Source organism: Bartonella phoceensis (genome assembly GCF_902825145.1).
GTDB classification, from domain to species: domain Bacteria; phylum Pseudomonadota; class Alphaproteobacteria; order Rhizobiales; family Rhizobiaceae; genus Bartonella; species Bartonella phoceensis.
The window spans coordinates 45,588-71,224 of record NZ_CADEAD010000005.1 but is presented as its reverse complement, the minus strand read 5'-3'; the positions used below and the strand labels follow the sequence as shown (position 1 = coordinate 71,224).

Genomic DNA, 25,637 nt, shown 5'->3' with positions numbered 1-25,637 from the left:
TTTCTTTTCCTCACGGCCCAAAAACTTTACTCTAAACAAAATAAAATTTTGGAACAAGAGAAAACAAGACGTGTAGCTCCTTAACAATAATAGATAAATTTGTAATATTTTTGTAATTGTTTTCTTGCAATCTAATGATAAGAAGTTAAAAACCGTATTACACTCTATTGTGGCGACTCAGAGGTTATACTATGAAACTTTTCTGCGGCAATTCTAATCCACGCCTTGCTGAAGATGTTGCAAATTATTTAAATATTCCTTTAGGCAAAGCAACCGTGAAACGCTTTGCTGATCAAGAAATTTTTGTAGAATTACATGAAAATGTACGTGGACAAGATGTGTTTGTTTTGCAATCCACATCCTATCCTGCAAATGATCATTTGATGGAATTACTCATTATGACTGATGCTCTTCGCCGCTCTTCGGCGCGCCGTATCACAGCTGTTATACCCTATTTTGGTTATGCCCGCCAAGACCGTAAGCCTGGGCCACGAACCCCCATTTCCGCAAAACTTGTTGCCAATCTAATTACTGAAGCAGGAGCCCATCGTGTTTTAACACTGGATCTTCATGCAGGACAAATTCAAGGTTTTTTTGATATCCCCACTGATAATCTTTATGCTGTTCCGGTTATTTCTCGAGATGTCAAGATGCATTACTCTCTTGAAAATGTTATTGTTGTTTCACCTGATGTCGGTGGTGTGGTGCGTGCACGCTCCCTCGCTAAACGCTTGAACAGTTTGCTGGCTATTGTTGATAAACGTCGCGAACGTCCTGGTGAATCAGAAGTTATGAATATCATTGGAGATGTATCTGGGAAGGATTGTCTTTTGCTAGATGATATCGTCGATTCAGGTGGAACGCTATGTAATGCAGCAAGCGCTCTATTAAAACATAGTGCTAACAGTGTTACAGCTTACATCACACACGGTGTTCTTTCTGGAAATGCTATAGAACGTATTACCAATTCAGAAATGAAAGAATTGGTTATTACCGATTCAATTATGCCAACACAAGCAATTGAGAAGGCCCATAATATTCGTGTTCTGCCTATTGCCGACCTCATTGGAGAAGCAATTGCAAGAACAGCAGCAGAACAATCTGTTTCAAGCTTATTCGGTTAAACCGGTTCTTTGGGATCCCCTAGTGCTGTTTCTATACCAAGATCAGGAAAAGCTATCATACGTTGACCACTAAAGTGTGTATGGATCTCAACGAGTCCGCGCTCTTCAAAATAGGTTAAGAGTCTGCGTACACGACTTAAAGAATGGGTTCCATAAAGGCGTGCTAAAAACGCATCTGAAGGGCACGGTTTTCCACTTAAAGCAGCTTGTGCCACATTCAAGAAAACACCTTGAACATTATCTTCCAAACTTTCCGAGAGATGCAAAATGCGTTTCCATTTTTCACTGACAGCAATTTCTTCATCAACACAAGCTTGAGCAATAGCTAACTTACGTCGAAATTGTGAAAGGTTTAAAAAATCTCCTGAGTGACCATGAATACGGCAACGAACCAAGAAATCTTGATAAAGTACCGCTGTAGAACGATAAAAAACCTCAGGATCATTAAGAATTTCCCGAATAACACGTTCTGCCTGAATATCACGCTCAACAACAGAAAATTCAGGAAAAAGACTTGGTTCTTCTTCCAATAATTCTTGTTTTTTATGTACAGCCTTTTCTAACATCTCATGAACGAATTGTTCTCTTACCGGTTCTCTTGGTTGCTTAAATGGGATTAAAATTTCCTCAGGTGAAGCAGTAAAAACAAGTTCTTTTGCATCAGCCCGCTCTGTTGGAAGTGGCATTAATTTAGGGCTAGAAGAACGTGCCAATGTTTCAACAGAACCAATGATGATTGGTAAGGGACGTCGTGATAAAGCAGGCCCTAAAGCGATAAAACGCCCTCGCTCAAGATCTCTAAACATTTCCGCTTGGCGACGCTCCATTCCCAAAAGATCAGCAGCACGCATCATATCAATATCTAAAAAAGTTCGCCCTATTAAAAAATTTGATGCTTCAGCAGCAACATTTTTGGCAAGTTTAGCCAAACGCTGTGTAGCAATCACACCAGCAAGACCACGTTTGCGTCCTCGGCACATAAGATTGGTCATAGCACTAAGTGAAATTTTACGTGCTTCATCAGAAACCTCTCCTGCCGCAGTTGGAGCGAACAATTGTGCTTCATCGACAACAACAAGGATGGGATACCAATAATCACGCTCCACATCAAACAGTGCACCAAGAAAAGCTCCCACAGCACGCATCTGTTGTTCAGTATCCAAACCTTCAAGGTTGAAAACTACCGAAACCCGATGTTGGCGAATTCGATGAGCAATACGCGTCAATTCTAGTTCACTACGTTGAGCTTCAACAATGACATGGCCGAATTTATCTGCCAAAGTTACAAAATCACCCTCTGGATCAATCACACAATGTTGCACCCATGAAGCACTTTGTTCAAGAAGACGGCGAAGAAGATGTGATTTTCCTGAACCAGAATTGCCTTGCACAAGAAGACGTGTTGCCAATAATTCTTCCAAATCAACAAATGCTGGCACAGCTTTATGCAAAGCGTCACGTTCTGCCATCTCACCCAAGGCGATCTCAACCTTCATAACATCTCCGTTGCTTTTGAATATATAGGCTTCGTCTTTATTTTCCAAAACGAACCAAGCTTGTAACATTTCCTATCTCGTAACGGTAGAAATCATTGATTTTTCCCACAACTCTTGCATCTGTGGATAGTTTGAATTATAGAACAGTCTTCTGCGTAGACACCCTTGGAGGCAACGCAGAATGGAGTAATCGCTACTAAGCAGCGCATATCTTCATATTCATTCAGAAACTGTTTGGTTTTTGATGGATCTCCAATCATGTAAAAGGACTTAAATTATGAGCAAAAGCTACACTCTTAAGGCCGAAATACGCGAGCGGGTTGGTAAGGGGTCCTCCCGTGAACTTCGCCGCAACGGTCTCATTCCTGCTGTCATTTATGGTGAAAAGCAACCACCCTTGGCAATCACAGTTCCCTACAAAGAAATTTTTTACAAAATTCACGCTGGTGGTTTTCGTACCACCGTTGCAACTATCACAATTGGCAAAGAAAAGATTATGGTTCTCCCAAAAGATTACCAATTGGATCCCGTGCGTGACTTTCCCCTCCATGTAGATTTCCTTCGTATTTCAGCGAAATCCGTTGTGGAAGTAAATATCCCTGTACACTTTCTCAATGAAGATACGGCCCCCGGTCTTAAAAAGGGAGGTGTCCTCAATATTGTTCGCCACGAAATTGAATGTACTGCTCCAGCAAATGCTATTCCTGAAGCGATTGAGATTGATCTCTCCAGCTACTCTATTGGTGATTCTATTCATATTTCAGCGGTGCAACTGCCAAAAGATGTAACGCCAGTCATTCAAGATCGAGACTTTACTATTGCAACCATCGCAGCTCCTGCTGGTATGGATGTCGGTGATGAAACTTCCGAACAAAGAAATGACGAAAATAACGAAAAAAATTGATAAATTTCAGCAGGCGGGAATAAGCCCGCCTTAATTTATGAAACATTTACCCTCACACTTTACTGAAGGTGCACATGTGGCTTATTGCTGGTCTTGGCAATCCTGGTTTACAATACCAAAATAATCGCCATAATATCGGTTATATGGCGATTGATACCATTTACCAATCCTTTTCTTTTTCCCCATGGTCGAAAAAATTTCAATCTGAGATCTCCACTGGTCTTATAAATGGTGAAAAAACTTTTCTTATAAAACCTCAAACTTTCATGAATCTTTCCGGCCAAGCTATTGGTGAAGCCTTGCGGTTTTATAAACTGGGCCTGAAGAATTTGATTATCATTTATGATGAGCTAGACCTAGAACCGGGAAAAGTACGTGTAAAAATTGGTGGAGGAAATAATGGACACAATGGTATAAAGTCTATTGACGCCCATTGCGGCACTGATTACTGCCGTGTACGTTTGGGAATTGGACGCCCCACTTCTAAGGAGCCTGTTCACCAGTATGTTCTAGGAAACTTTACCAAATCCGACCAAGAATGGCTCCCTCCTCTCTTAGAGGCAGTTGCAAAGAACATTGCTCTCCTTATAAAAGATGATCAATGTCTCTTTATGAATGCAATCTCACTAGCAATGAAATAAAGATCTGCGATAATGTCCAGTCCCTCTAAGAGACAAAATAAATCAATAACCCCTTTGTGCCATTCTTTTACATAACACTCCTCTTTGAGAGTAAGATTTCTAAACTGCAAACCCAAAACAATCAAATGAGTCTAGCCAAGTTTATATTTTTTGAAATTAAAAAATTTCACTCGGATTGATCGTTGATTGCAATTGATCGTATATATTTGATTGCTGACTGTAGACTTTTGATGCACTCTCACTGTTTTGCAATACCACTACACGTGAACCAATGGGAACACGATCATAAAGATCAATAATATCTTGATTGAGCAAACGAATACATCCACTTGAAATAGCACGGCCAATGGACCATGACTCATGGGAGCCGTGAATACGAAAAAGTGTATCCTGCCCATTTTTAAAAAGATAAAGTGCTCGTGCTCCCAACGGATTATCGGGCCCTGGTGGCATTCCTTGTCCCAAATGACCATAACGCTCTGGTTCTCGAGTCATCATTGCTGCCGTAGGAGCCCAATTTGGCCATCGGCGTTTGCGTTGCACAACCCCTTCACCTGCAAATGCGAGCCCTTCCTTACCAACCCCGATACCGTAACGCAAAGCTCTCCCATTTTCACCAATCAGGTAAAGAAAACATTCTTGCGTATCTATCACCAATGTTCCAGGCGGATAAGATGTATAATAAATCACTTTTTGGCGCCAAAATTTGGGATCAATGGTCAAAAGATCAACAGCAGGTAATGAGTAAGGCTCATTTGTTACAGGACCGTACAAGGCTTGTATTTCTGCTGGAATGTGCCGCACTTCTTGAGAAGAAACAAACGACACATCTGAATGACGCGTAGCACATCCAACCAAAGCCAAAGGTGCTGCAATTAAAAAAACACGACGAGATAACACTCTTATATTTTCTCCAAATAATTCTTTATGCAGACTTGCATACTATGAAAAACTTAGCGTACTGTTAACGTTAATTTGAAATTTTTTTTATCATAAAAATGATGTGTTTTTTTAATATGATGAAAAGAAGGCAAATTATCTTTCTCAACATAGACTTTTTTCTTACCTACAGCAATAGGAGGCTATGACTCTTCTCAAAATGTGCTATAAAAACACCAAAAGAGCGTTATCTTGGCCATAAATCAATAGAAAAGAAGACTACTCATGGGTTTTAAATGCGGTATTGTAGGATTACCTAATGTTGGGAAATCAACTCTTTTTAATGCACTCACAAAAACAGCCACAGCGCAAGCTGCTAACTATCCTTTTTGTACCATCGAACCCAATACCGGTGAAGTCGCTGTTCCAGATTTGCGAATGGAAAAAATTGCTTCTATCGCTGGTTCAAAGGAAATTATTCCCACACGCATTAGTTTTGTTGATATTGCCGGACTCGTGCGTGGCGCTTCAAAAGGTGAAGGTTTAGGCAATAAATTTTTAGCCAATATTCGTGAAGTTGATGCTATTGTCCATGTTCTACGCTGTTTTCAAGCTGAAGATATCACCCATGTAGAAGGACGCATTGATCCTATCTCTGATGCCACGACTGTTGAAACAGAACTCATGCTCGCGGATCTTGAAAGTCTTGAGAGACGAATCGTACAAATCCGTAAAAGAGCAACCGTAAAAGAGAAAGAAGCCCTAACGATTCTTCCTGTTGTGGAAGCAGCATTAAGTTCATTGCAGAAAGGAAGTCCTGTTCGATTATTACGCAAAGATATTTCTTCTGATGAACGTCGTATCCTTGATAGTTTGAATCTTTTAACTTCCAAACCGGTACTTTATGTGTGCAATGTGAGCGAAAATGATACCGCTCATGGAAACAGCTTTACCCAAATGATCGAAAAAATGGCAACAGAGCAAAATGCTCAAAGCATTATTATTTCTGCTTTCATTGAAGCTGAAATCACCCAACTCAATGATGCAGAAGCTTCAGAATATCTTCACGCTCTAGAATTTTTTGAACCGAGTCTAAACCGTCTCATTCGCGCTGGCTACTCCTTGCTTGACCTCATTACTTATTTCACCTGTGGTCCTAAAGAAACGCGAGCGTGGACAATTACGCGTGGCACAAAAGCCCCCCAAGCAGCTGGTGTTATTCACTCAGATTTTGAACGTGGTTTTATCCGTGCCCAAACCATCAGCTACGATGATTATATTGCTTTAGGTGGAGAAAATGGCGCAAAAGAAGCAGGTAAAGTGCGTGATGAAGGGAAAGAATACATTGTACAAGACGGTGATGTCCTGTTGTTTAAACATAATACTTAATGATATTTCATCTTAATATTTTATATATCTATTAAGGAAATAAAAAGTGCCTTTTATTATAAAAAAATATGCTGTTTTACTAATTTTTTCAATACGGGAATGCATAAACAAATAGAATAAAAGAGTTAGAATTTTTATTCCCCCTCTATAATATATGAAGAATTCAGTAGTCTGTTTGAAACACCTTTAAACTGTATGGAACGCCGAAAGCTTTTTATTTCCTAAAAACCAAAACCGCTGAGAATTTTTGATATCATCACAATCATGAAGATTTAACCTAAGCTTTTCTTTTATATCTTAAAAAAATAGTTTCTTATATAAAACTTTTGCAAATCTTTCAAAAAACACCCTACACAAAAAAACAGTGCCACCCTCGATATGATAGCAACTGTTCTAACCATAGAGAATGGAAATACGAAATTAATGTGCCCAATATCCTTCGTATTTAAATGTTGGAGCTTTCTTTAAAGAATCCTTTGTTGCATTGGTAATAAGTTTCCACTTACCATAATCGTTTGTCATCTGGATTGTTTCTGGAGAAACAACCACATAACTCTCCCCCATACCAAGGAAACCACCAACAGCAATAACAAAACCTGCAATGTTATTTTCACGCAGAATTATATCTTTTACTTCACCAATATTTTCATTTTCTATATTGTATACATTTGCTCCAATAAGGCTTGAAGCAACAAAATCCGTTGCTAAAGGTGTAACATAACGCGCAGACATATCCGACCCAACCCGGACGGTACCGGTTGAAGAAATCGTTTCGTGTGTAGCAGGTACTGCAAAAGAATGAGCATAAGCACCAGAAGCCATCCCAACTGATATAAGAGTAGTATAGGCAATTTTTTTCATTTTAACATCTCCATTTTTACTTTGCTTTTACTTTACAAAGTCTCAATGCATCATGCTCAGATTTGTTCCCTATACTCTTTCAAGACCATAATTCCCAGGCTTCTCTCTTTTTCATTCTTTCGTCTTCTCCTCCAATTTTTCTTCTAAATCACACCAAATACGGGCTTTCAAAATATAAACAAGCCCTCCCAAAATGATTAAAAATAAAATAACACGAAAACCAGTTTTTTTACGAATTTCCATGTGAGGATCAGCAGCCCACATCAAAAAAGCAGAGACATCACGCGCATATTGTTCAACTGTTTCTAATGTCCCATCCTCATAAGCAACAACACCATCACGCAAAGGAGGCGCCATTGTCAAAGAATCACTGGCTACAAAATAAGGATTATACCAGTATCCATCGGCAATTTTTTTGCTCTCTGGGACTTTCTGATATCCTGTTAAAAGAGCGGTAATATAATCTGAACCAGCAGTATTGTAATGCGTCAATATGTCAGAAATAATGGCAGGAAATGGCAAAGATATGGCACGTGCACGTGCCATCAGCGATAAATCGGGAGGATAGGCGCCGTTATGAATAAACCTTGCTTCTTCTTCATTCGCAAAGGGAGGAGGAAAATAATCTGTTGCAACACCAGCGCGTTTAAAAAATTTCCCTTCTCGATTAGGACCATCGCCCACCTCATACTGCCCCGCAAAAGCCTTAATTTGTTCCTGATTATAACCAAGAGCCTTTAAATCCCGAAAAGCCACATATTTTAACCCATGGCAACTGGAACAAACCTGTTTATAAACCTTTAACCCGCGCCGCAATTGCGCTTTATCATAGATCCCAAACGGCCCTGAAAAGCTCCATTCCTGTTTTTTAGGAGCACGTAAAGGATAAGAAACAAAATCCCCTTCTTTATCAGAAGCATTCCTGGCGATACTCTGAGGAGAAAAACTTATCACTGCTATAACAGCCAATCGAATAAAAACATTCACCATAATTTATTTTTTTTCTGTTTCATATCTTCAGTAATTGAAGAAGGAAGAGAACGGCTCTTTTCAAAAATAGGGAGGATCGGTAAAACAATCAGAAAGAATATAAAATAGTAAGCCGTAGCCAATTGCGTCCATAAAAGAGTATTGCCACTGATTTCTCTAGACCCCAGATAGCCAAGAAAAACAACATCGACGATTAACGCCCAAAAGAAAATTTTATAAACAGGTCGATATCTTGCAGAGCATATTTTAGAGCGGTCTAACCATGGAACAAAAATCAAAACGAAAATCGAACCAGCTAATACAATAACCCCTAAAAAAGTTGACGAAAGGGCACCAATATTAAAAGTTATAGCACGCAGCATTGCATAAAAAGGTAAAAAATACCACTCTGGTACCACACGAAGGGGTGCCTTAAAAGGATCAGCAACGCTATAATTTTCAATCTGTCCCATATAATCAGGCATATAAAACAAAAACCAAGCAAAAAAGACTAAAAAAACAGTAATGGCAAAAATATCTTTGATGAGTGCATAGGGAGCAAAAGGAACAGTTTCCTGATCTGATTGTATTGCAAGACCCGTTGGATTACCTTGTCCCACTTGGTGGAGTGCAAAAATATGAAGCACCACCAAAAAAAGTAAAACAAATGACAAAAGATAATGGAAAACATAAAAACGGTTTAACGCCGCCTGTCCTACACTATAATTACCAAGAAGTGTCTCATGCAACCACATTCCTATCAAAGGAATAGCTTTAAAAAGTCCAGCAACTACTGAAGCCGCAGAAAAAGACATCATCCCCCACACAAGCACATAACCAAAAAATGCTATCACCATCATGAGTATATAAATGAAAATGCCTGTAATCCAAACCATTTCACGCATATTCTTATAAGAACCATAATAAAGTCCGCGCGCTAAATGGATATAAACAGCAATAAAAAAGAACGAAGACCCCACACAATGCCATGGACGAAAAAGCCAACCAAACTGTCCCTCACGCCTAAAGCGCTCACCAGTTTCAAAAGCCAAATGAACATCTGGTACATAATGCAGTGACAATACAATACCGGTCAAAAGCTGTGATAAAAGCATAACGGTCAAAATACCGCCAAATGTATAAAAATAATTCAGATTACGCGGAACAGGAAAAATAACAAATGCATTGTAAAAAAGACGGGGAAAAGGCAAACGCTTATCAAACCAACGAGCAAGAGCACTTTTGGGAAGATAGGGAGGAAGTTTCATCATCATTTATCCTATCCTCAGTAAAGTATCAGACAGAAATCGATAAGGGGGAATGGCTAAATTATAGTTAGCGGGTCCTGAACGAACTCTTCCTGCAGTATCATAAACAGACCCATGGCATGGACACAACCACCCTCCAAATTTACCAGACTGTCCAAGTGTCACACAGCCTAGATGCGTACAAAGATTAATGAGAATAAGCCAATTCTCACGCCCCTTACCTGCTGAACGAGCAAAATCTGTGGCATCTTCTTCACCTTCAAAATTAGGGTTGCGTGCTTGCCGATCTCTCAAAATATCCAACTTAGTAGCGCGCGCTTCAGCAATTTCTTTTGCAGTGCGATTACGAATAACAACAGGCTGTCCACGCCACTTAACTGTCACCGACATGCCTTCTTCAATCCCAGAAAGATCCACCTCAACAACAGAAGATGCCAAAACAGACTCATCCGGGCGCAGCTGACGGATAAAAGGCCACATGACTGCACCAATCCCAACCGCCCCTGTAACACCCGTTACCAAAAACAGAAAATCCCGCCTCGTTTGCTCACTCATCATCTTCCCTAAAGAGCCTATTTCCTAAAAAATTTTTACTATATCCTCCCCCATAGCACAATTCCTGATCATTAAGTTCTCCAAACCACAAAAACACCTAAATACTTATATGATTTATCTTCTCCCCAAGAAAATCTTATGATCCTCTTTCTAGAAAATAATGCCTGCTCTCTCCTATTTCTTATGTTTTCTCTCTTCAATATTCTTAAGCCTTATAAGATAATATTGTCAGATATATTCTCTACTATTATTGTGTCACTTATTGTAGAAACAAAAATTTTTTTGATGCAAACAATATTTCAATGTTTACCAGTCTACTTAATTGCCGAATATTTTGTACATAGGAAACAACTTGCACAGACATTATGCTACTAATGTCAAAATTCCATATTCAATTTGCTTTAACTCTTCCTTGAAACTATGGCTATTTGTGCAGTGGTTGACAATGGTAAAAAAGAAATAAAAGGGCCATTTCATAATCGGTATAATCTCGCTCATCACTTTTATCGACAATCAATTTTTACGCTACTAAGCATCTAATATATGCCAGAGAATTTCGTGAGCAAAGCAATACACAACGTCCTCTATAGAAAATATATTTTTGCAAGCACCGACATCCATATGAAGACGAATTGATCATCATCATCTTTCATCGATTACACTTTACTTATTTTAGACAAGTTTATAGTTTACAGACTTCACTTGTTTTCTTCAATCTAGAGTGCATAACAGTCAAACACAAAAACTCACATATTTCTTAATAAGATTTTTCAAATAAGCTATAGAGTTTCTTTACAAACACCAAAGAAAAATCATACTATATAAGATATGACACTTCATATTGCGCTTTTTCAACCTGATATCGCTGGTAATACGGGAACAATTTTACGTCTTAGCGCCTGTTTTGGCTTGCATGTGCACATTATCGAACCAGCCGGCTTTAACCTATCTGATCGCAATCTTAAGCGAGCAGGGTTGGATTATCTCGAGTATGCCTCGCTGGAGCGACACATCGACTGGCAACACTTTATAAGCACTATGAGACACTTGAATCGTCGTCTTTTACTTTTGAGTACGAAAGCCAAAACATGCTATACGCAGATATGCTATCAAAAAAACGATGTGCTACTTTTTGGTCGTGAATCAGCAGGAGTTCCCGATTATGTTCACGAAGCCGTTGATACCATATTGAAAATTCCCATAAAACCATATGCACGCTCTTTAAATCTTGCCACGAGTGTAGCCATAACAACAGGAGAAGCACTTCGCCAAATTGGTTATCATGAAAAAAAAGAAACTTTATAAAGAAAATACAGAAATTTCATTAATGAATTAAATATATTGGTAAAAATGCTGTTACTCTACACAGGGTTAACGATTTTCAAAAGAGTCAAACCATCACGTCTTTCTGGAAACTTAAACATCTCAATAAGACTTCTGAAATAAGCTACACAGCGCCTTTATCGATCATCAGGGAAAACAACATAGCCTCCAAATAAGAGTGGGAAGCGAAGAAAACTTCATAGCTCCATTTCCGCTATCAATAACCAAAAAACTCTAAAAACCTACTTAAAAAATAACAAAAACCTCTTTGTAAAAATCTACATTATGAATGAATTTTTTCTAATAGTGCATTACGATCCATGAGAAATCCACTTTCAATCCATAGCATCTCTAGCTCTTTGAGTTTTTTTCCTACATGCACCCCTTTAGAAAAACCTTTCTTGATTAAATCTTTGCCATTGATGGGAAAAGTTGGAATCTGCCACGTTTGGGCCAACTGATAAAGTCTGGTATAATTTTCTGCCTTTTTCAAAGCCTCACTTCCCTCAAAGGCATTGACATGTGATGCAGCCACAGACAAAGATAATTGATCTAAAACTGGCTGTCGTCCATGAAAATAAATTAGTTTTTGCACAAAACGATCTGAACAGTTTTGATTCACTATCTCCAATTTTGCCCATTCTTTTAATCGCGTTTTTTCCTTATGAGATAAACGCAAGCGCTGCGCCATTTCATGAAGACGTATAGGATCAGGAGGAAGAAGACTTTCTAACCGCAACAACGGATCGGCTTCCCAAGAAAGAGCCTTTTCTGTTTTTATCAATGCGTGGATTGCATCAATGCCCCATTTTTCCGTTTCCGGGAAAATGCATGTCAAAACGCCACTTTGGCGCATCCATAAAAGAGCACGCGTTGGATCTAAAGCAGCGAGAAGTTTTTTCATTTCTCCCCAAATGCGTTCAAATGAAAGCTTGTGCAGACCATCTTTTAAACAAACACATGCTTTCAATCCTTCCACATCAGGCCGCCCCATACCATACCAAGCAAAAAAGCGAAAAAACCGTAAAATACGTAAATAATCTTCGCGAATACGATTTTCTGCAATACCGATAAAACGCACTGTACGGCTGGCAATATCACTCAAGCCTCCCACATCATCATAAAGGCATCCGGTAGCATCACAATAAAGCGCATTAATGGTGAAATCCCGTCGTTCAGCATCTTTTTGCCAATCACGACCGAATACCACTTTTGCATGACGACCATCTGTTTCAACATCAGAGCGAAGAGTTGTCACCTCATACGCACATGACTGAGAAACCACCGTGACTGTACCAAACGCAACACCTGTAGGAATAGTTTTAAATCCTGCTTTTTCTGCACGCGCTATAGTCTGTTGCGGCAAACATGTTGTAGCAATATCAATGTCACGAATAGGCTGCCCTAACAGCTGATTTCGCACGGCGCCCCCTACAATACGAGCCTCTTCACCATCCAAAGACAAAACGTGAAGAAGTGTTTGGATATCCCTATGTTGCAACCACTCAACCTGTTTAAAATTTTGTCTTATGTTCACCCTTTACCCTTTCAAAAATCCCTTTTTTACTTTTAAAAGATATCCTCACGAGAACAATATTTCTCACACGCCCCTCACACAACACATCTTTTTGTACCAAATAGATTATTCTGCTTGTATGTGAATATTAAAAAAATAACTATTACACTTCTTTTCTTCTCATTTTCTGCTACAAATCATAAAATATTCATTATCATGCAGAGAAATTATCGATTTTACTACAAACGTCTTAAGGAAGACATATGAGTCAACGTGATACATCATCCAATTCTATTCAAAAGACCAATACCCATCATGAAGCCCAAATAATCATTGATGATATTGATACAGCGCACAAAGAATTGGATATTCTACAACAAGAAATTGACAAAGTTATTTTTGGACAAAATCATGTGATTGAATATGTTTTAATAACTATTTTTTCTGGTGGGCACGCTCTTCTTGTCGGTGCTCCAGGACTTGCCAAAACGCGTCTTGTTGAAACCTTAGGAACAGTACTAGGGCTTGATGAAAAACGCATCCAATTTACCCCTGACTTAATGCCATCAGATATTATCGGTTCTGAAATTATGGACTCCGACGAAAATGGTAAACGTTCTTTCCGTTACGTTCAAGGCCCCATTTTCACGCAACTTCTCATGGCCGATGAAATTAATCGTGCTTCTCCTCGCACGCAATCAGCTCTTTTACAAGCCATGCAAGAATATCATGTCACCGTTGCTGGCAACCGCTATGATTTACCACAACCTTTTCATGTACTTGCAACCCAAAATCCTCTCGAGCAAGAAGGAACCTATCCACTCCCTGAAGCACAACTAGATCGCTTTTTGATGCAAATTGATATCGACTATCCTGATCTCACTACAGAACGGCGTATCATTTTAGAGACAACAAAGGAGAAAAAACAAAATGCAAAACCAGTTTTGTCGACCAACAAGTTGCAAAAAATTCAAAAGATTGTTCGTAAAATGCCAATCTCGGAAAATGTTATAGAAGCCATTTTAAAAATCGTCCGTTTGGCTCGCCCTCATAAAGACAATATCCTTGCGAACACTTATGTTACTTGGGGTCCCGGCCCACGGGCTTCGCAAGCACTTTCACTTTGTGTCCGTGCCCGTGCACTTTATTATGGTCGTTTAGCGCCCTCACTTGATGATGTTGAAGCATTAGCGTACCCCGTATTACAACACCGTATGGCGCTCAATTTCTCCGCACGTGCTGAAAATATAACCGTAAAAGATATTATCAACAATCTTATGAAAGATGCTCTCTGAAATGGCCATTGGTAAAAAAGTTTCCAAAAAAAATCCAATGTCACTTGCTAACAAACTGCATGAAGAGACTACAAAGATACCGTATTTTCTTCTACAGGCGCGCCAAATTGCAAATACATTGATAACGGGAGAGCATAGGCAACACAAACGGGGTCAGGGAGAAAATTTTTGGCAATTTCGCCCTTATATTGAGGGGGAATCCGTTACACGCATTGACTGGCGTCGTTCAGCACGTGATGAACATACTTATCTGCGCGAACATGAATGGCAAATGACACAAACAGTTTGGCTTTGGCCTGATCAAAGTGCATCTATGCATTACTGTTCGCGCTTTTCCAAAATCTCGAAAGGTGATTATTCCATTATTCTTACCCTTGCATTGGCATCACTTCTTGCGCGCAATGGAGAACATATTGCTATCCCCACCTTAATGTCTCCCACCGTAGCATCCAATGCAATAGAACGCATTGCTCTTGCTTTAGAAAATTATCAAAGTGAAAATCCCTTTCCAAATTTTGCAACGATTACACGTTTTTCACAAGCCATCATAATAAGTGACTTTCTCGATTATCCTGAAAAAATCATTCAAGATTTAACTATTTTATCTACAAAACAAGTCACTACTCATTTAATCGAAATTTCTGACCCCGCAGAAGAAAACTTTCCCTACAGAGGTCATACGGAATTCTTTGATCCCGAAACAAAAGAAAAGCACATCTTCGGAAAAGCAGAAAATCTTCGCGAACACTATTGCAAGCTGTATCAAGCACGACGACAAGAATTAACAGATTTTTGCTCATGCCAAGGATGGACTTATCACGTGAGCACGACAAACCAACCCTTCACAGAAACCATTTTGCATCTTGCAAATAAAATGGGAGGCTCTTTATCTCATGTCAGGAGGTCGCTTTGAGTTTTGCTTCTCCCCTGCTATTATTAGGGCTTTTGTGCTTGCCAATCATTTGGTGGTTGTTGCGGATAACGCCTCCGTCTCCGCGTAAAGAACTCTTTCCCCCTTTACGCTTTCTCCCAAAACCAACCAATCAGCAGGAAACAGCAAACCATACGCCTTGGTGGTTGCTGTTATTACGATTAACCATGGCGGCGCTCATTATTATCGCTTTGGCGCGTCCCATCTGGAATCAAAAATCCATCACACTGTCGGGATCACAACCCCTTGCACTCATTATCGACAATGGATGGGCATCTGTGAGAGAATGGAAAAAGCGCATCTCTATTGCCGAAAGCCTCCTGGTACAAGCAGAAAAGCACCAAAAAGAAGTTTATTTTCTTGCGACAGCCGAAAATGATGCCTCCAATATAGGACCACTCCCTGCGAATACCATAAAGCAACATTTAATACATTTACAACCTCGCCCTTGGCCTGTTAATCGTGTGCATGCACTCAAAAAACTAATTGAAATAAGCAAAGGGAAACCTCTCGATATTGCTTACTTAAGTGATGGATTACAAACAAGTGAAGAGGATCAAACTTTCACGCTTATTGAACAGTTAAAACCCCAAACATTCTTATGGTACTTAGCTGATATTTCCGATTTAATTGGTATAACGGCCATAGAAAATGACAATGGAAACATGGTAGCACGTGTTATCCGTTCAACAACCCATGGGAAGACTCCAGCTACGTTGAGCCTTTATGATTCAAACAATCAACTGCTCGGCCAATTTACGACAAACTTCCCTGAGGGAAAAACAACAACGCTTGTTCCTTTTAATGTACCACTTGAACTGCGCAATGACATCGCCTGGATAAAAATAAACAACCAAGCCCATGCTGCAGCTACCTTCTTAGTGGACAGCTATAAGAGAGTAAACCGTGTTGCCCTTCTTTCCCAAAATACCAATGAAATGGTTCAACCTTTGCTCTCTCCATTTTACTACATTATCAAAGCATTACAAAACCATACACAGCTTGTAACAGCTGATGGAAGAGAGCTTTCAACAGATATTGAGCGCTTACTCAAACAAAATCCTTCTGTTTTTATTATGGGTGATATTGTGAATATATCAGAAGAAGCAGAAAAAAAGCTGTCTGACTTCGTCAATAAAGGCGGAACCCTGATCCGCTTTGCAGGAGAAAATCTGAGTACTGCAGAACAGTATGATAGCCTACTTCCAGTGCCTCTGCGTCCTGGCAAACGTTCGCTCGGAAGTATTATGTCTTGGACGAAACCGCAAAAACTTGCGCCATTTACAAAAAACAGCTTATTCTTTGATATTCCTTTTCCAGAAGATGTCACGGTCTCACGCCAAATCCTAGCAGAACCAAACCCAGATCTTTTTGAAAAAACATGGCTTAGCCTTTCTGATGGAACGCCCCTTATTACGGCGTCTAGTCGTGGCAAAGGAACACTTATTCTCATTCACATTGCTCCTGACCCCACATGGTCCAATCTTCCTCTTTCTGGCTTTTTTGCACAAATGTTGCAAAAACTGATCACATTGAGTGCTTATAAAAATACAACTCCAACACACATAAAAAAAGAAACAACGGTACAAAATCCTTGGCGAACAATAACCACCGACGGGCAATTACAAACACCTCCTTCTTCTGTTATTCCACTGGTTCTTGATACTCAAAATCCACCCTATCCCTCTTATCGTACTCCCCCTGGACTCTATGGCGTAAAAAATAATTTTTATGCACTCAATCTTTTAAATCATTCATCACACTTTATTAAACAATCATCGTCCTCTTCCTTAAGAAAGAGTCCCTTATCTTATGACATAAAAGAAAAACATCTTATGGGACCACTTTTAGGAGTAGCCGTATTATTATTCGCCTTTGATAGCTTTTTAGTTTTATGGATGGGAGGTGTTTTTTTCCTCAATCGAGGACGTAACATGCTCCTTCTTCTCCCCTTTACAATAAGTCTTATTACCTTTTTTCCATATGATCCAACAGCCCACGCACAAAACACAGAAACCCCTAATGAAAGTATAGTACAAGCAGCTGGTGCTACACATCTTGCCTATGTTGTAACACATAATGATGAAATTGATTCTACGAGTAAGAGTGGTCTAGAAGCCTTAAGCCAATTTATTGCAGAACGTACAATGCTCGCACCAAGCTCCGTGATAGCACTTGATCTCGATAAAGACGAACTTGCTTTTTATCCTCTCATTTATTGGCCCATTGATGCTAACAGTCCTCTACCAACACAAAAGAGCCTTGAAAAAATAAATAATTTTATGAAACATGGTGGCACAATTTTATTTGACACGCGTGATCAGATAAATACCAGCCTTAATCCGGAAGGAGCTACCACCCCAGCCACAAAAAGATTACGAAACATCTTAAAGGGACTAAACATTCCAGCCATTGAACCAGCATCACCGGATCATGTGCTTGCCCGTTCTTTTTATATTATGCCAGATTTCCCTGGTCTCTACCGTGGTTCACCGTTGTGGGTTGAATCATCATCAACCAATAAAAAAAACAAAAATTCTCTCAGCGTCGGTGATAATGTAAGTTCTCTCCTCATCACTGGAAATAATTTCGCTGGTGCTTGGGCATTAGATGAAAAAGGTATGTGGAAATATCCACTTGTTCCCAATGATCCGATGCAACGCCTATGGGCATTTCGTGCAGGATTAAATATAGTTATCTATGTGCTTACAGGAAACTATAAAGCAGACCAAATTTATGTTCCAGCACTTTTAGAACGCTTTAAAAGAGAAAGAAGGCAATGATACCATTCTTGACTTTTCAGCCTTTTTTACCTCTCTCTTGGATCCTTTTATTAGGGGGGATATCCGCCCTTTTTGTCACTATTGGCCTCATTACACAACGTCAAGGATCTTTATCACGCCTTATGGCATTAATCGCGCTCATCCTTGCTTTGCTTAATCCAATGATCACAAAAGAGCAACGAGAACTGCTTAAAAATACGGTAGGCATTGTCATTGATCGCAGTAAAAGCCAAACATTTGGTGCACGTTTAAATGACAGTGATGAAGCATGTACACAATTAATCCATGCATTGTCACATTATCCACAACTTGAACCACGTTTCATTGAAACTGGAAAACTTGCTAACAATCAATATACACCCTCAACGAATTTGTTTCATGCTTTAACACAAGCTATAGCTGACATCCCAACATCTCGTTATGCAGGCACAATTTTTATTACTGATGGACAAGTGCATGACATTCCTAACATTTCAGATCTTCACCATAAAGCGCCACTCAATGCTCTTATAACAGGAAGACCAGATGAATTTGACCGCCAAATCAAAATTATTTCTCCACCTCGCTTTGCCCTTATCAACAAACCACAACTGCTCTCTATATTGGTAGAAGATAAAGGGCAACGCCAAGAATCTCTCCCAAGGCAAGCGAATATTACTGTAAGCGTAAATGGACAAGAAGTTGGCCATTATTCTGTGACCCCCGGCATTATTTTTCAAACTGAAATCACCATTTCTCACACTGAAAAAAATATTATCCAAATTACAACCGATGCACACAAAGGGGAATTAAGCATTGAAAATAACCGTGCTGTAGCTATTATTGAGGGAATTAGAGAAAATTTGCGTGTTCTTCTTATTTCAGGTGCACCTTACAATGGAGAACGAGCATGGCGTGATCTTTTGAAAGGTGACTCTAATATTGATCTTGTTCATTTTACTATTTTACGTCCTCCAAACAAAGCAGATAATACGCCATTAAGCCAATTATCACTTGTAGTTTTTCCTACTAAAAAGCTCTTTGTTGAAGAGATTGATAATTTTGATCTCATCATTCTTGATGGCTATCAACATTCTGCTGTTCTTCCATTAATCTATTATGATTCTATCGTTCAATATGTACGACAGGGTGGTGCATTGCTAATGGTAACAGGACCTGAATTTACCCAACAAAATTCGCTTGCAAAAACACCTTTGATAAGCATTCTACCCGCATTACCCAATGGTGTTATCATTCAAAAGCCTTTTCGCCCCACATTAACCAAAGAAGGTGAGCGCCATCCCGTCACAAGAGGTCTTGCAACACCTAACCTTCCAGCCTCTCAATGGGGACGCTGGTTACGGCAACTTGCTATTCAAAATATAAACAAAGGCACAGCTCTCATGAAAGGTGCGGATGAACAACCACTTTTACTCCTTTCTCATATTGGTAAAGGACGCGTAGGTATGTTGCTTTCCGACGAAAGTTGGCTGTGGGCAAGAGGATTTGAGGGTGGCGGTCCTTTTGCTGCTCTTTATCGCCGGATTGCCCATTGGCTTATGAAAGAGCCAGAGCTTGAAGAAGAAAAGTTAAGTGCTACCAGCAGCCATCATCGTGTAACAATTCGTCGTCAAACGCTCAAAGATCATCCAAAACCAGCCGAAATAACCTTTCCTTCTGGGAAAAAAACAAATATCATCCTCACCAAAGAGCAAGAAGGCGTCTTTACAGCGGCTATTAACACTGATGAAATAGGAATTTTTACCATCAAAAATGGCGACTTAACAGCACTTTCGTCTGTGGGAATACTTGATAATCTCGAATTGTTTAATGTCATTTCAACAAAAGAAAAACTAGCTCCCATCAGTAAACACACTGGTGGAACTACCGTGCGTTTACACGAAAAAGAAAAGGAAAGCATCCGCCTTCCTCCTATAAAGCTCATTCGATCACAAACATCTCTTACATCTCCCCTTACGCATTCAATTGTTTTGAAAGAAGCAACCGAGACTCGTTTAATTAACACTTTCTATTTTTCGATCTTTTCTGGTTTTTTTGCACTCCTTTCTTGTCTTTTACTGTTAAACAGCATGTGGTATCGTGAAAGCCGTTAAGAAATCCTAAGGATTTATTGCCACAATTTTAAAATACAGTGCAATCCTGCAGGACAGGTCTAATATGGAATTACCCTATTATCATTTTGTCGTGCAAAAATTCATAATACATGAATTTTTCAAGAGCTTTTCTTACTCTTTTTGATAGACTGTTTTTTTATTTCATAATCCTTTCTCGCCTCAAAAATGCACTGGCGTGTCTATATCTTTTCTATTGCCTAAATCATTTTCAACGCTATGCTAACGTCTATGTTTTATCTCGCCCATATATCGGATGTGCATCTTGCACCTCTCCCACAGCCTTCTTTATTTGAACTTTGTGGAAAGCGCCTTACCGGCTATATTAATTGGCAAAAAAAACGTAAAGGCCAAATGGCAACAAATGCCCTAGAAACTTTAATGGAGACCTTAAAAAAGATAAATCCTGACCACCTTGTAATCTCGGGTGATCTTGTTAATCTTGCTCTTAATAAAGAATTTGAGCAAGCATATCATTGGTTGCTCAACCAGGGAGAGCCTCAAAATATTTCTTTAACATTTGGCAATCATGACACCTATGTCCGTGGAGCATTCCAAAAAGCCTGTACTCTCTTTCAACCTTGGATCACAGGTGATTTCCCACAAAAATCTTCCTCTCCCTTTCCTTATATGCGCATTCGCAAAAATATCGCTATTATAGGCGCTTCCTCAGCTATCGCTACGCCACCTTTTCAAGCTTCTGGTTATTTTTGCAAAAGGCAAGCGCAAACTTTATCACAATTGCTAAATGAAGCTGCAATGCGCAAGCTTTTTCGTGTTGTCATGATACATCACCCCCCTTTTCATCACGCAACCTCTTGGCATAAAAAATTATGGGGAATTGAGCGTTTTCTAGACGTTATTAAACATCATGGATGCGAACTTGTTCTTCATGGACATACGCACCTCCCCACATTGAATACCATTCAAGCAACAATGGGAAAAATTCCTATTGTTGGTGTTGCCTCTGCCTCACAGGCTTTTGGAAATAAAAAACCACCCGCAAGCTTTAACTTATTTGTCATTAATAGTGAAAACTTTCAATGGCACTGCCAACTGCAACGTTATAGTCTTATCAATCAAAAAAATGAAATAGCGTGTACTGAAACAATTAACCTTTAAATATCCGCGTAAGAATACCCCAAAGATGCAAAAACAATCAAACAACGAAAATTGGGTTCATATCCTCTTTATCCCCAAAAAATAGATTCTTAACTCCAAATCTGATAACAAAGTGTTTTTTTGAGGGCTTTCCATCTACTAGCCATTTATGTGTTTCACTGTACAAGTTATATGTTTCACTGTACAAGCTTCACCGCAAAAGTCCTGACCTAGATATTCGGTTTAACTTTAATTCTTTGTTTAGCTGATGCAAAAAACAAAATCAGAAACAAGCAGGCAATATATTTTAATAGGTACGAATGTACCTTATATCACCATCCTAAAGTACAATATTAACAACATCTACCGAGAATTGGAAAAAGTCTTTCTATATGAAAGGAATGATCGTCGTGCCTGGAGGCAGCTTTGCCTCATCTTCAGGCTCGACATGAATAGAAATACGCACATTATTAAATTCTTTTTGGAGAACCCCTTCAATTTTATTGCAAATCTTATGCGCTTCTCCTACTGACATTGCCGCCGGCACAACCAAATGAAATTCTATAAAAGTCACTCTACCAGCAACGCGCGTAAGCAAATCATGGATTTCAAGTGCACCATGTGCATTTGCAGAAATAAGCTCACGAATCCGCATGGTTTCATTCAATTCCACACCAACATCCATTAACCCTTGAATGGCACTGTTAATGACTTTCCAGCCCTGCAAAAGAATATTAACGGCAACAATTATCGCTAAAATTGGATCCAAGATACCCCATCCGCTAAAGAAACCAGCAACCAAACCAATTAAAATAGCAAGCGACGTAAAAACATCTGTTATAAAATGCATTCCATCAGCTTTAAGAGCTGGAGAGCGGTAGATTTTCCCCTGCTGAATCAAAACAAAACCCCACATGAAATTTATGAAACTTGCAACAAGATGAATAACAAGCCATATTCCAGGCTCCTGCAATAATTTAACGGTTGAAAGAGCCCTCCATGCTTCTCTCAAAATGACGATTGCAGCAATAATGATCAAAATTCCTTCAAGAATCGCAGAAAAATACTCTGCCTTATGATGTCCAAAAGGATGATCATGGTCTGCCGGTTTCATGCTAATTTTAACAGCCCACCATGCTGCCAATGTAGCAAGTATATTGACGATCGATTCCAGTGCATCAGAATAAAGTGCAATTGAACCAGTGATATAATATGCCCAATATTTCAAAGCAAAAACGAAACACGCAATGAAGATAGAGTATAAGGTTAAGCTTTGTATATTGATTTTTATGTCCATAACCATACCTTCTTCTTCACCCAATAAGGAATAATACTTTCAACTAGATTCCCTATGATATTTTTGACATGTTGCCAGTATTTCCTCAATATTACGGAAGTTTGACGATACAATTATAGACTCTCACACCCCACCATTGTTATCGCAATAACCACCCCATTCTATACATAACACAAAGGATAGAGTAATGCAGATATGATTCAAACAAGAAGAATAACGAAGATCTAAGAGAAATCAAATGTATCACACCGACACGCGTTTATCCCTTTATGAGAATAAAACCAATCAAGATATCAGCATAATTGCACACAACAAAAAAGATTGTCCAGCAACTCTGCCACAACCCTATAACTCCAACTCTCTCAAAAAATATAACTGCTAAAATACTTAAAAACTATCTTCAGAAATAAAAAAGAATCTGGGCATTGGGGACCCAGATTCTTTTCCCTTAGGAATTAAGGGTACACAGAGCTTAGGAAATAGCGGGGACCTAAGACCCTGTACCCGATACAAAAACAAAATACATTGTATCGTAATCGGTATTTTCATACTATACCTATAGTTGTATTATGTCAACATAAATTCTACCATAGGTTTTAAATAATATTTTTTTCTCTTTCTTATAAAAGAAAACAAATAGATAACTCCTAGCAATTTAGGGAAAAGAGCATTAAAAGCCGCATATGCGTTATCAATTTATTGTTAAAGGTAAGGCAATATGGTCTGCATTACTGCATTCGGAAGAATTTTCTATGCTCTCACTACTCGTAGTAACAGCACGCCTTCCTAAACTTATGCCCCTTTTAGAAAAAACACAATCAATATGTCCCATTTATTGCGCGCCGCAAAAAGTCATGAAATGATATTGTGGACTTCCATGTTCATCGTGGTATACTTGATATTGGTAAACGCACCACCCTCATTACAAAACTTTTTACAAAATCTTCCAGAGAAAACTTTGATCCTAGTTTTATATAGAATCTCTAATCACGATAATATGAGAGCTATTTTTCACAATGTAGCTGCCTTTGCCAGTAATGTCATTATTGTTGACAAAACCTCATGCGATCTACTTTACCGAAAATCAATCAGAGTTTCTGCTGGTGCAGCTCTAAAGGTATTCTATACGCAAGGTCCTGATATTAGGAATATTCTAGTGGCTTTAAAAGATACGGATTTTCATCCCTATGTACTTTCCCCTTCCGCCTCATCCATTCTAAAGAAAGCAAAAATAACAAAAAGGGTAACCCTTATTTAGGAACAGAATGTGATAGCCTACCAACCCACGTACTGCAAAGTCAGAAACTTTCCGCATTCCCATGGCTCACGGCTTTGACAACCTCAACGTTGCCACAGCAACAGGCATTGCCTTCGCCTATTTTAGCGATTTTGATAAACTTTTCTAAAATGATAACAACTTTAAGTTGTAAAATAATCCCATGAGCATATTATTTTTATTTATAAGAAGCGGTTGTCTTAAGTTCAGAAGCAACCGTAGTGTTTGTATCCAGATTGCACAAAACGCGCTTTAACATTACTTCAGTATCAGCAGCACGCTCAGAATGTGTCACAAATCCGCCCCCAAGAACGCGTGCTTCATGACCATTTCCATCATAAAAAACACAAGCTTGCCCTGGCGCCACAGCACTTTCACGTTCCAACAAGTCAACAGAAAAAATGCCCTCTTGATAATGCACGCGAGCAAGATGGGGAGGACGCGTTGAACGGACTTTTACAGCCACCTCAATACCATCGGAGGGGAAACTATCCAATGGCTCATCACCAAGCCAATTCACATCACGCAAAAAGAGTTTATGTGTTTCCAACATTTCACGCGGTCCAACAATAACACGCGCATTTTCTACATCAAGATAAACTACATAAAGCGCTTCACCCGTTGCAACACCAATACCACGACGTTGACCAACAGTATAATTAACAATTCCCGAATGTTTGCCTAAAACCTGTCCATCGATATGCATAATTACTCCAGGATTGGCTGCTTCTGGACGCAGTTTTGTGATCACATCAGAATATTTTCCTTGTGGAACAAAACAAATATCCTGACTGTCATGCTTATTGGCAACAACGAAGCCCATTTCTGCTGCTATTTCACGGACACGTGCTTTTGGAAGATCACCAAGTGGGAAACGCAAATAATCAATCTGCTCTTGGGTTGTGGCGAAAAGAAAATAGCTTTGATCACGATCACTATCGAGAGGACGAAAAAGTGCCCGATGCGTACCATGAGTACGTGAGCGGATATAATGTCCCGTTGCCAAAGCATCTGCACCCAATTCACGCGCAGTTGCTAATAAATCAGCAAACTTAACAGTTTGATTGCACGCTACACATGGCACAGGAGTCTCCCCATGAGCATAACTTTCTGCGAAAGGATCAATCACAGCTTCGCGAAATCGCTTTTCATAATCAAGAACATAATAAGGTATCCCCAATGTTTCTGCTACGCGGCGGGCATCTTCAATATCTTGTCCAGCACAACACGACCCTACTCGATGTGTTGCAGCACCATGATCATAAAGCTGCAACGTAATGCCAATGACATTATACCCTTCCTTTTTTAAGAGGCCTGCAACAACCGACGAATCAACTCCCCCCGACATCGCTACAACAATGCGGAAATTCTCAGGATGTCCTGGTAAATCAAGACTATTCAAAAACATGTATTCATTCTCTACTTAATGGACACCCGTTCGTTAATGTCCTTATACGTGCTAGTTTATTGCTTTTTATGCTATTCATTCTCATTTTATATTGTTTTTTTATCCTTTCCACAACCAATAGCATCATTTTCTTAAAAGCGGCTGCAAACAAAAAAAGAATGATAGAAATAAGGCATAATAAAAATCCTTTTCACTCTTTTCAAAAAATCTGACAAAAATATTTTAAAATATTATTCTACACGTTTTATTTTGCATAATATTTTTTTCGCACTTACTCATTATTATTAATTTTTTTTCAACACGTTTAGCTCTTTTTTAAATTTCATGTTTTACAAACGAATCGAATCCTTGACTAAAGGTAGAGGATATAATGAACAATTTGATAAAAACACAAATGAAATATGTTATTGGGCCAGATGGGAGTCCGCTGACAATCGCTGATTTACCACCAAGAACAACAAGGCGTTGGGTGATCCGTCGCAAAGCTGAAGTTGTTGCGGCGGTGAGAGG

General features: G+C 39.2%; 20 protein-coding genes and 1 pseudogene. 12 read left to right on the top strand and 9 right to left on the bottom strand.

The window, feature by feature from the left end:
* Nucleotides 1–191 precede the first annotated feature (191 nt).
* Complete coding sequence (locus J7R07_RS06380) at nt 192–1,124, top strand: ribose-phosphate pyrophosphokinase (RefSeq protein ID WP_208436039.1); 933 nt, start codon at nt 192–194, stop codon at nt 1,122–1,124.
* Here J7R07_RS06380 and J7R07_RS06375 read toward each other — a convergent pair.
* Nucleotides 1,121–2,620, bottom strand: coding sequence for a helicase HerA domain-containing protein (locus J7R07_RS06375; protein ID WP_208436038.1), 1,500 nt, complete (start codon nt 2,618–2,620; stop codon nt 1,121–1,123). The genes J7R07_RS06380 and J7R07_RS06375 overlap by 4 nt on opposite strands.
* A 277-nt stretch (nt 2,621–2,897) precedes the next feature.
* Here J7R07_RS06375 and J7R07_RS06370 point away from each other — a divergent pair, with 277 nt between their 5' ends.
* Both J7R07_RS06370 and pth read left to right on the top strand, forming a co-directional pair.
* Complete coding sequence (locus J7R07_RS06370) at nt 2,898–3,524, top strand: 50S ribosomal protein L25/general stress protein Ctc (RefSeq protein WP_208436037.1); 627 nt, start codon at nt 2,898–2,900, stop codon at nt 3,522–3,524.
* A gap of 74 nt (nt 3,525–3,598) precedes the next feature.
* Nucleotides 3,599–4,165 carry an aminoacyl-tRNA hydrolase gene (pth, locus tag J7R07_RS06365; protein WP_208436036.1) on the top strand — a complete coding sequence of 189 codons (567 nt, stop codon included), beginning with the start codon at nt 3,599–3,601 and terminating at the stop codon, nt 4,163–4,165.
* A gap of 156 nt (nt 4,166–4,321) precedes the next feature.
* Here the strand turns inward: pth and J7R07_RS06360 are convergent, their stop codons facing one another.
* Nucleotides 4,322–5,065, bottom strand: a complete 744-nt coding sequence (locus tag J7R07_RS06360) for a L,D-transpeptidase (RefSeq protein ID WP_208436035.1) — start codon at nt 5,063–5,065, stop codon at nt 4,322–4,324.
* Nucleotides 5,066–5,329: 264 nt separating this feature from the next.
* Between J7R07_RS06360 and ychF the strand changes: the two genes are divergently transcribed.
* Entirely contained in the window at nt 5,330–6,433 is a 1,104-nt protein-coding gene (gene ychF / locus J7R07_RS06355; RefSeq protein WP_208436034.1) for a redox-regulated ATPase YchF, read from the top strand.
* Nucleotides 6,434–6,853: 420 nt separating this feature from the next.
* Here ychF and J7R07_RS06350 read toward each other — a convergent pair whose 3' ends face one another.
* From J7R07_RS06350 to petA, 4 genes are all read right to left on the bottom strand, one after another.
* A complete protein-coding gene (locus tag J7R07_RS06350; RefSeq protein WP_208436033.1) occupies nt 6,854–7,294 on the bottom strand; it encodes a PRC-barrel domain-containing protein in 441 nt (146 codons plus the stop codon).
* Between the two features lie 111 nt (nt 7,295–7,405).
* On the bottom strand, nt 7,406–8,284 hold the full coding sequence (locus tag J7R07_RS06345; RefSeq protein WP_208436032.1) for a cytochrome c1: 879 nt from the start codon (nt 8,282–8,284) through the stop codon (nt 7,406–7,408).
* Nucleotides 8,278–9,534 carry a cytochrome b gene (locus J7R07_RS06340; RefSeq protein WP_208436056.1) on the bottom strand — a complete coding sequence of 419 codons (1,257 nt, stop codon included), beginning with the start codon at nt 9,532–9,534 and terminating at the stop codon, nt 8,278–8,280. The genes J7R07_RS06345 and J7R07_RS06340 overlap by 7 nt, the downstream gene beginning before the upstream one ends.
* 3 nt (nt 9,535–9,537) lie before the next feature.
* Nucleotides 9,538–10,086, bottom strand: coding sequence for a ubiquinol-cytochrome c reductase iron-sulfur subunit (gene petA, locus J7R07_RS06335; RefSeq protein WP_208436055.1), 549 nt, complete (start codon nt 10,084–10,086; stop codon nt 9,538–9,540).
* A gap of 828 nt (nt 10,087–10,914) precedes the next feature.
* On the opposite strand from petA, the gene J7R07_RS06330 reads away from it, so the two are divergent.
* Complete coding sequence (locus J7R07_RS06330) at nt 10,915–11,391, top strand: tRNA (cytidine(34)-2'-O)-methyltransferase (protein ID WP_208436031.1); 477 nt, start codon at nt 10,915–10,917, stop codon at nt 11,389–11,391.
* 301 nt (nt 11,392–11,692) lie between these two features.
* On the opposite strand, the gene J7R07_RS06325 is transcribed toward J7R07_RS06330, so the two are convergent.
* Entirely contained in the window at nt 11,693–12,946 is a 1,254-nt protein-coding gene (locus J7R07_RS06325) for a CCA tRNA nucleotidyltransferase (RefSeq protein WP_208436030.1), read from the bottom strand.
* Between the two features lie 242 nt (nt 12,947–13,188).
* Between J7R07_RS06325 and J7R07_RS06320 the strand changes: the two genes are divergently transcribed.
* The 5 genes from J7R07_RS06320 to J7R07_RS06300 all read left to right on the top strand — a co-directional run bounded on the left by J7R07_RS06320 (nt 13,189) and on the right by J7R07_RS06300 (nt 21,167).
* Nucleotides 13,189–14,220, top strand: coding sequence for an AAA family ATPase (locus tag J7R07_RS06320; RefSeq protein ID WP_208436029.1), 1,032 nt, complete (start codon nt 13,189–13,191; stop codon nt 14,218–14,220).
* Between the two features lies 1 nt (nt 14,221).
* The gene (locus J7R07_RS06315) at nt 14,222–15,133 is read left to right on the top strand and encodes a DUF58 domain-containing protein (RefSeq protein WP_208436028.1); all 912 of its coding nucleotides are present in this window, start codon (nt 14,222–14,224) and stop codon (nt 15,131–15,133) included.
* Nucleotides 15,130–17,934, top strand: a complete 2,805-nt coding sequence (locus tag J7R07_RS06310; RefSeq protein ID WP_208436027.1) for a DUF4159 domain-containing protein — start codon at nt 15,130–15,132, stop codon at nt 17,932–17,934. The genes J7R07_RS06315 and J7R07_RS06310 overlap by 4 nt, the downstream gene beginning before the upstream one ends.
* On the top strand, nt 17,931–20,027 hold the full coding sequence (locus J7R07_RS06305) for a hypothetical protein (protein WP_208436026.1): 2,097 nt from the start codon (nt 17,931–17,933) through the stop codon (nt 20,025–20,027). The genes J7R07_RS06310 and J7R07_RS06305 overlap by 4 nt, the downstream gene beginning before the upstream one ends.
* 237 nt (nt 20,028–20,264) lie before the next feature.
* Nucleotides 20,265–21,167 (top strand): metallophosphoesterase family protein, encoded by a 903-nt coding sequence (locus tag J7R07_RS06300; protein ID WP_208436025.1) that lies wholly within the window; start codon nt 20,265–20,267, stop codon nt 21,165–21,167.
* A gap of 367 nt (nt 21,168–21,534) precedes the next feature.
* Here the strand turns inward: J7R07_RS06300 and J7R07_RS06295 are convergent, their stop codons facing one another.
* Complete coding sequence (locus J7R07_RS06295; RefSeq protein ID WP_208436024.1) at nt 21,535–22,443, bottom strand: cation diffusion facilitator family transporter; 909 nt, start codon at nt 22,441–22,443, stop codon at nt 21,535–21,537.
* Nucleotides 22,444–23,135: 692 nt separating this feature from the next.
* Here J7R07_RS06295 and J7R07_RS06290 point away from each other — a divergent pair.
* Nucleotides 23,136–23,849: pseudogene (locus J7R07_RS06290) on the top strand (TrmH family RNA methyltransferase); the annotation flags it as partial.
* A 48-nt stretch (nt 23,850–23,897) separates the two neighbouring features.
* Here J7R07_RS06290 and mnmA read toward each other — a convergent pair.
* Entirely contained in the window at nt 23,898–25,127 is a 1,230-nt protein-coding gene (mnmA, locus tag J7R07_RS06285) for a tRNA 2-thiouridine(34) synthase MnmA (RefSeq protein ID WP_208436023.1), read from the bottom strand.
* A 370-nt stretch (nt 25,128–25,497) separates the two neighbouring features.
* Between mnmA and J7R07_RS08410 the strand changes: the two genes are divergently transcribed.
* A partial coding sequence (locus J7R07_RS08410) for a DUF1153 domain-containing protein (RefSeq protein WP_246464865.1) occupies nt 25,498–25,637 on the top strand: 140 nt, incomplete at its 3' end.

Coding starts and splice junctions, on each gene's coding strand:
- J7R07_RS06380 (WP_208436039.1), top strand. CDS start 192: ATGAAACTTTTCTGCGGCAATTCTAATCCACGCCTTGCTGAAGATGTT.
- J7R07_RS06375 (WP_208436038.1), bottom strand. CDS start 2,620: ATGAAGGTTGAGATCGCCTTGGGTGAGATGGCAGAACGTGACGCTTTG.
- J7R07_RS06370 (WP_208436037.1), top strand. CDS start 2,898: ATGAGCAAAAGCTACACTCTTAAGGCCGAAATACGCGAGCGGGTTGGT.
- pth (WP_208436036.1), top strand. CDS start 3,599: ATGTGGCTTATTGCTGGTCTTGGCAATCCTGGTTTACAATACCAAAAT.
- ychF (WP_208436034.1), top strand. CDS start 5,330: ATGGGTTTTAAATGCGGTATTGTAGGATTACCTAATGTTGGGAAATCA.
- J7R07_RS06350 (WP_208436033.1), bottom strand. CDS start 7,294: ATGAAAAAAATTGCCTATACTACTCTTATATCAGTTGGGATGGCTTCT.
- J7R07_RS06345 (WP_208436032.1), bottom strand. CDS start 8,284: ATGGTGAATGTTTTTATTCGATTGGCTGTTATAGCAGTGATAAGTTTT.
- J7R07_RS06340 (WP_208436056.1), bottom strand. CDS start 9,534: ATGATGAAACTTCCTCCCTATCTTCCCAAAAGTGCTCTTGCTCGTTGG.
- petA (WP_208436055.1), bottom strand. CDS start 10,086: ATGAGTGAGCAAACGAGGCGGGATTTTCTGTTTTTGGTAACGGGTGTT.
- J7R07_RS06330 (WP_208436031.1), top strand. CDS start 10,915: ATGACACTTCATATTGCGCTTTTTCAACCTGATATCGCTGGTAATACG.
- J7R07_RS06320 (WP_208436029.1), top strand. CDS start 13,189: ATGAGTCAACGTGATACATCATCCAATTCTATTCAAAAGACCAATACC.
- J7R07_RS06315 (WP_208436028.1), top strand. CDS start 14,222: ATGGCCATTGGTAAAAAAGTTTCCAAAAAAAATCCAATGTCACTTGCT.
- J7R07_RS06305 (WP_208436026.1), top strand. CDS start 17,931: ATGATACCATTCTTGACTTTTCAGCCTTTTTTACCTCTCTCTTGGATC.
- J7R07_RS06300 (WP_208436025.1), top strand. CDS start 20,265: ATGCTAACGTCTATGTTTTATCTCGCCCATATATCGGATGTGCATCTT.
- J7R07_RS06295 (WP_208436024.1), bottom strand. CDS start 22,443: ATGGACATAAAAATCAATATACAAAGCTTAACCTTATACTCTATCTTC.
- mnmA (WP_208436023.1), bottom strand. CDS start 25,127: ATGTTTTTGAATAGTCTTGATTTACCAGGACATCCTGAGAATTTCCGC.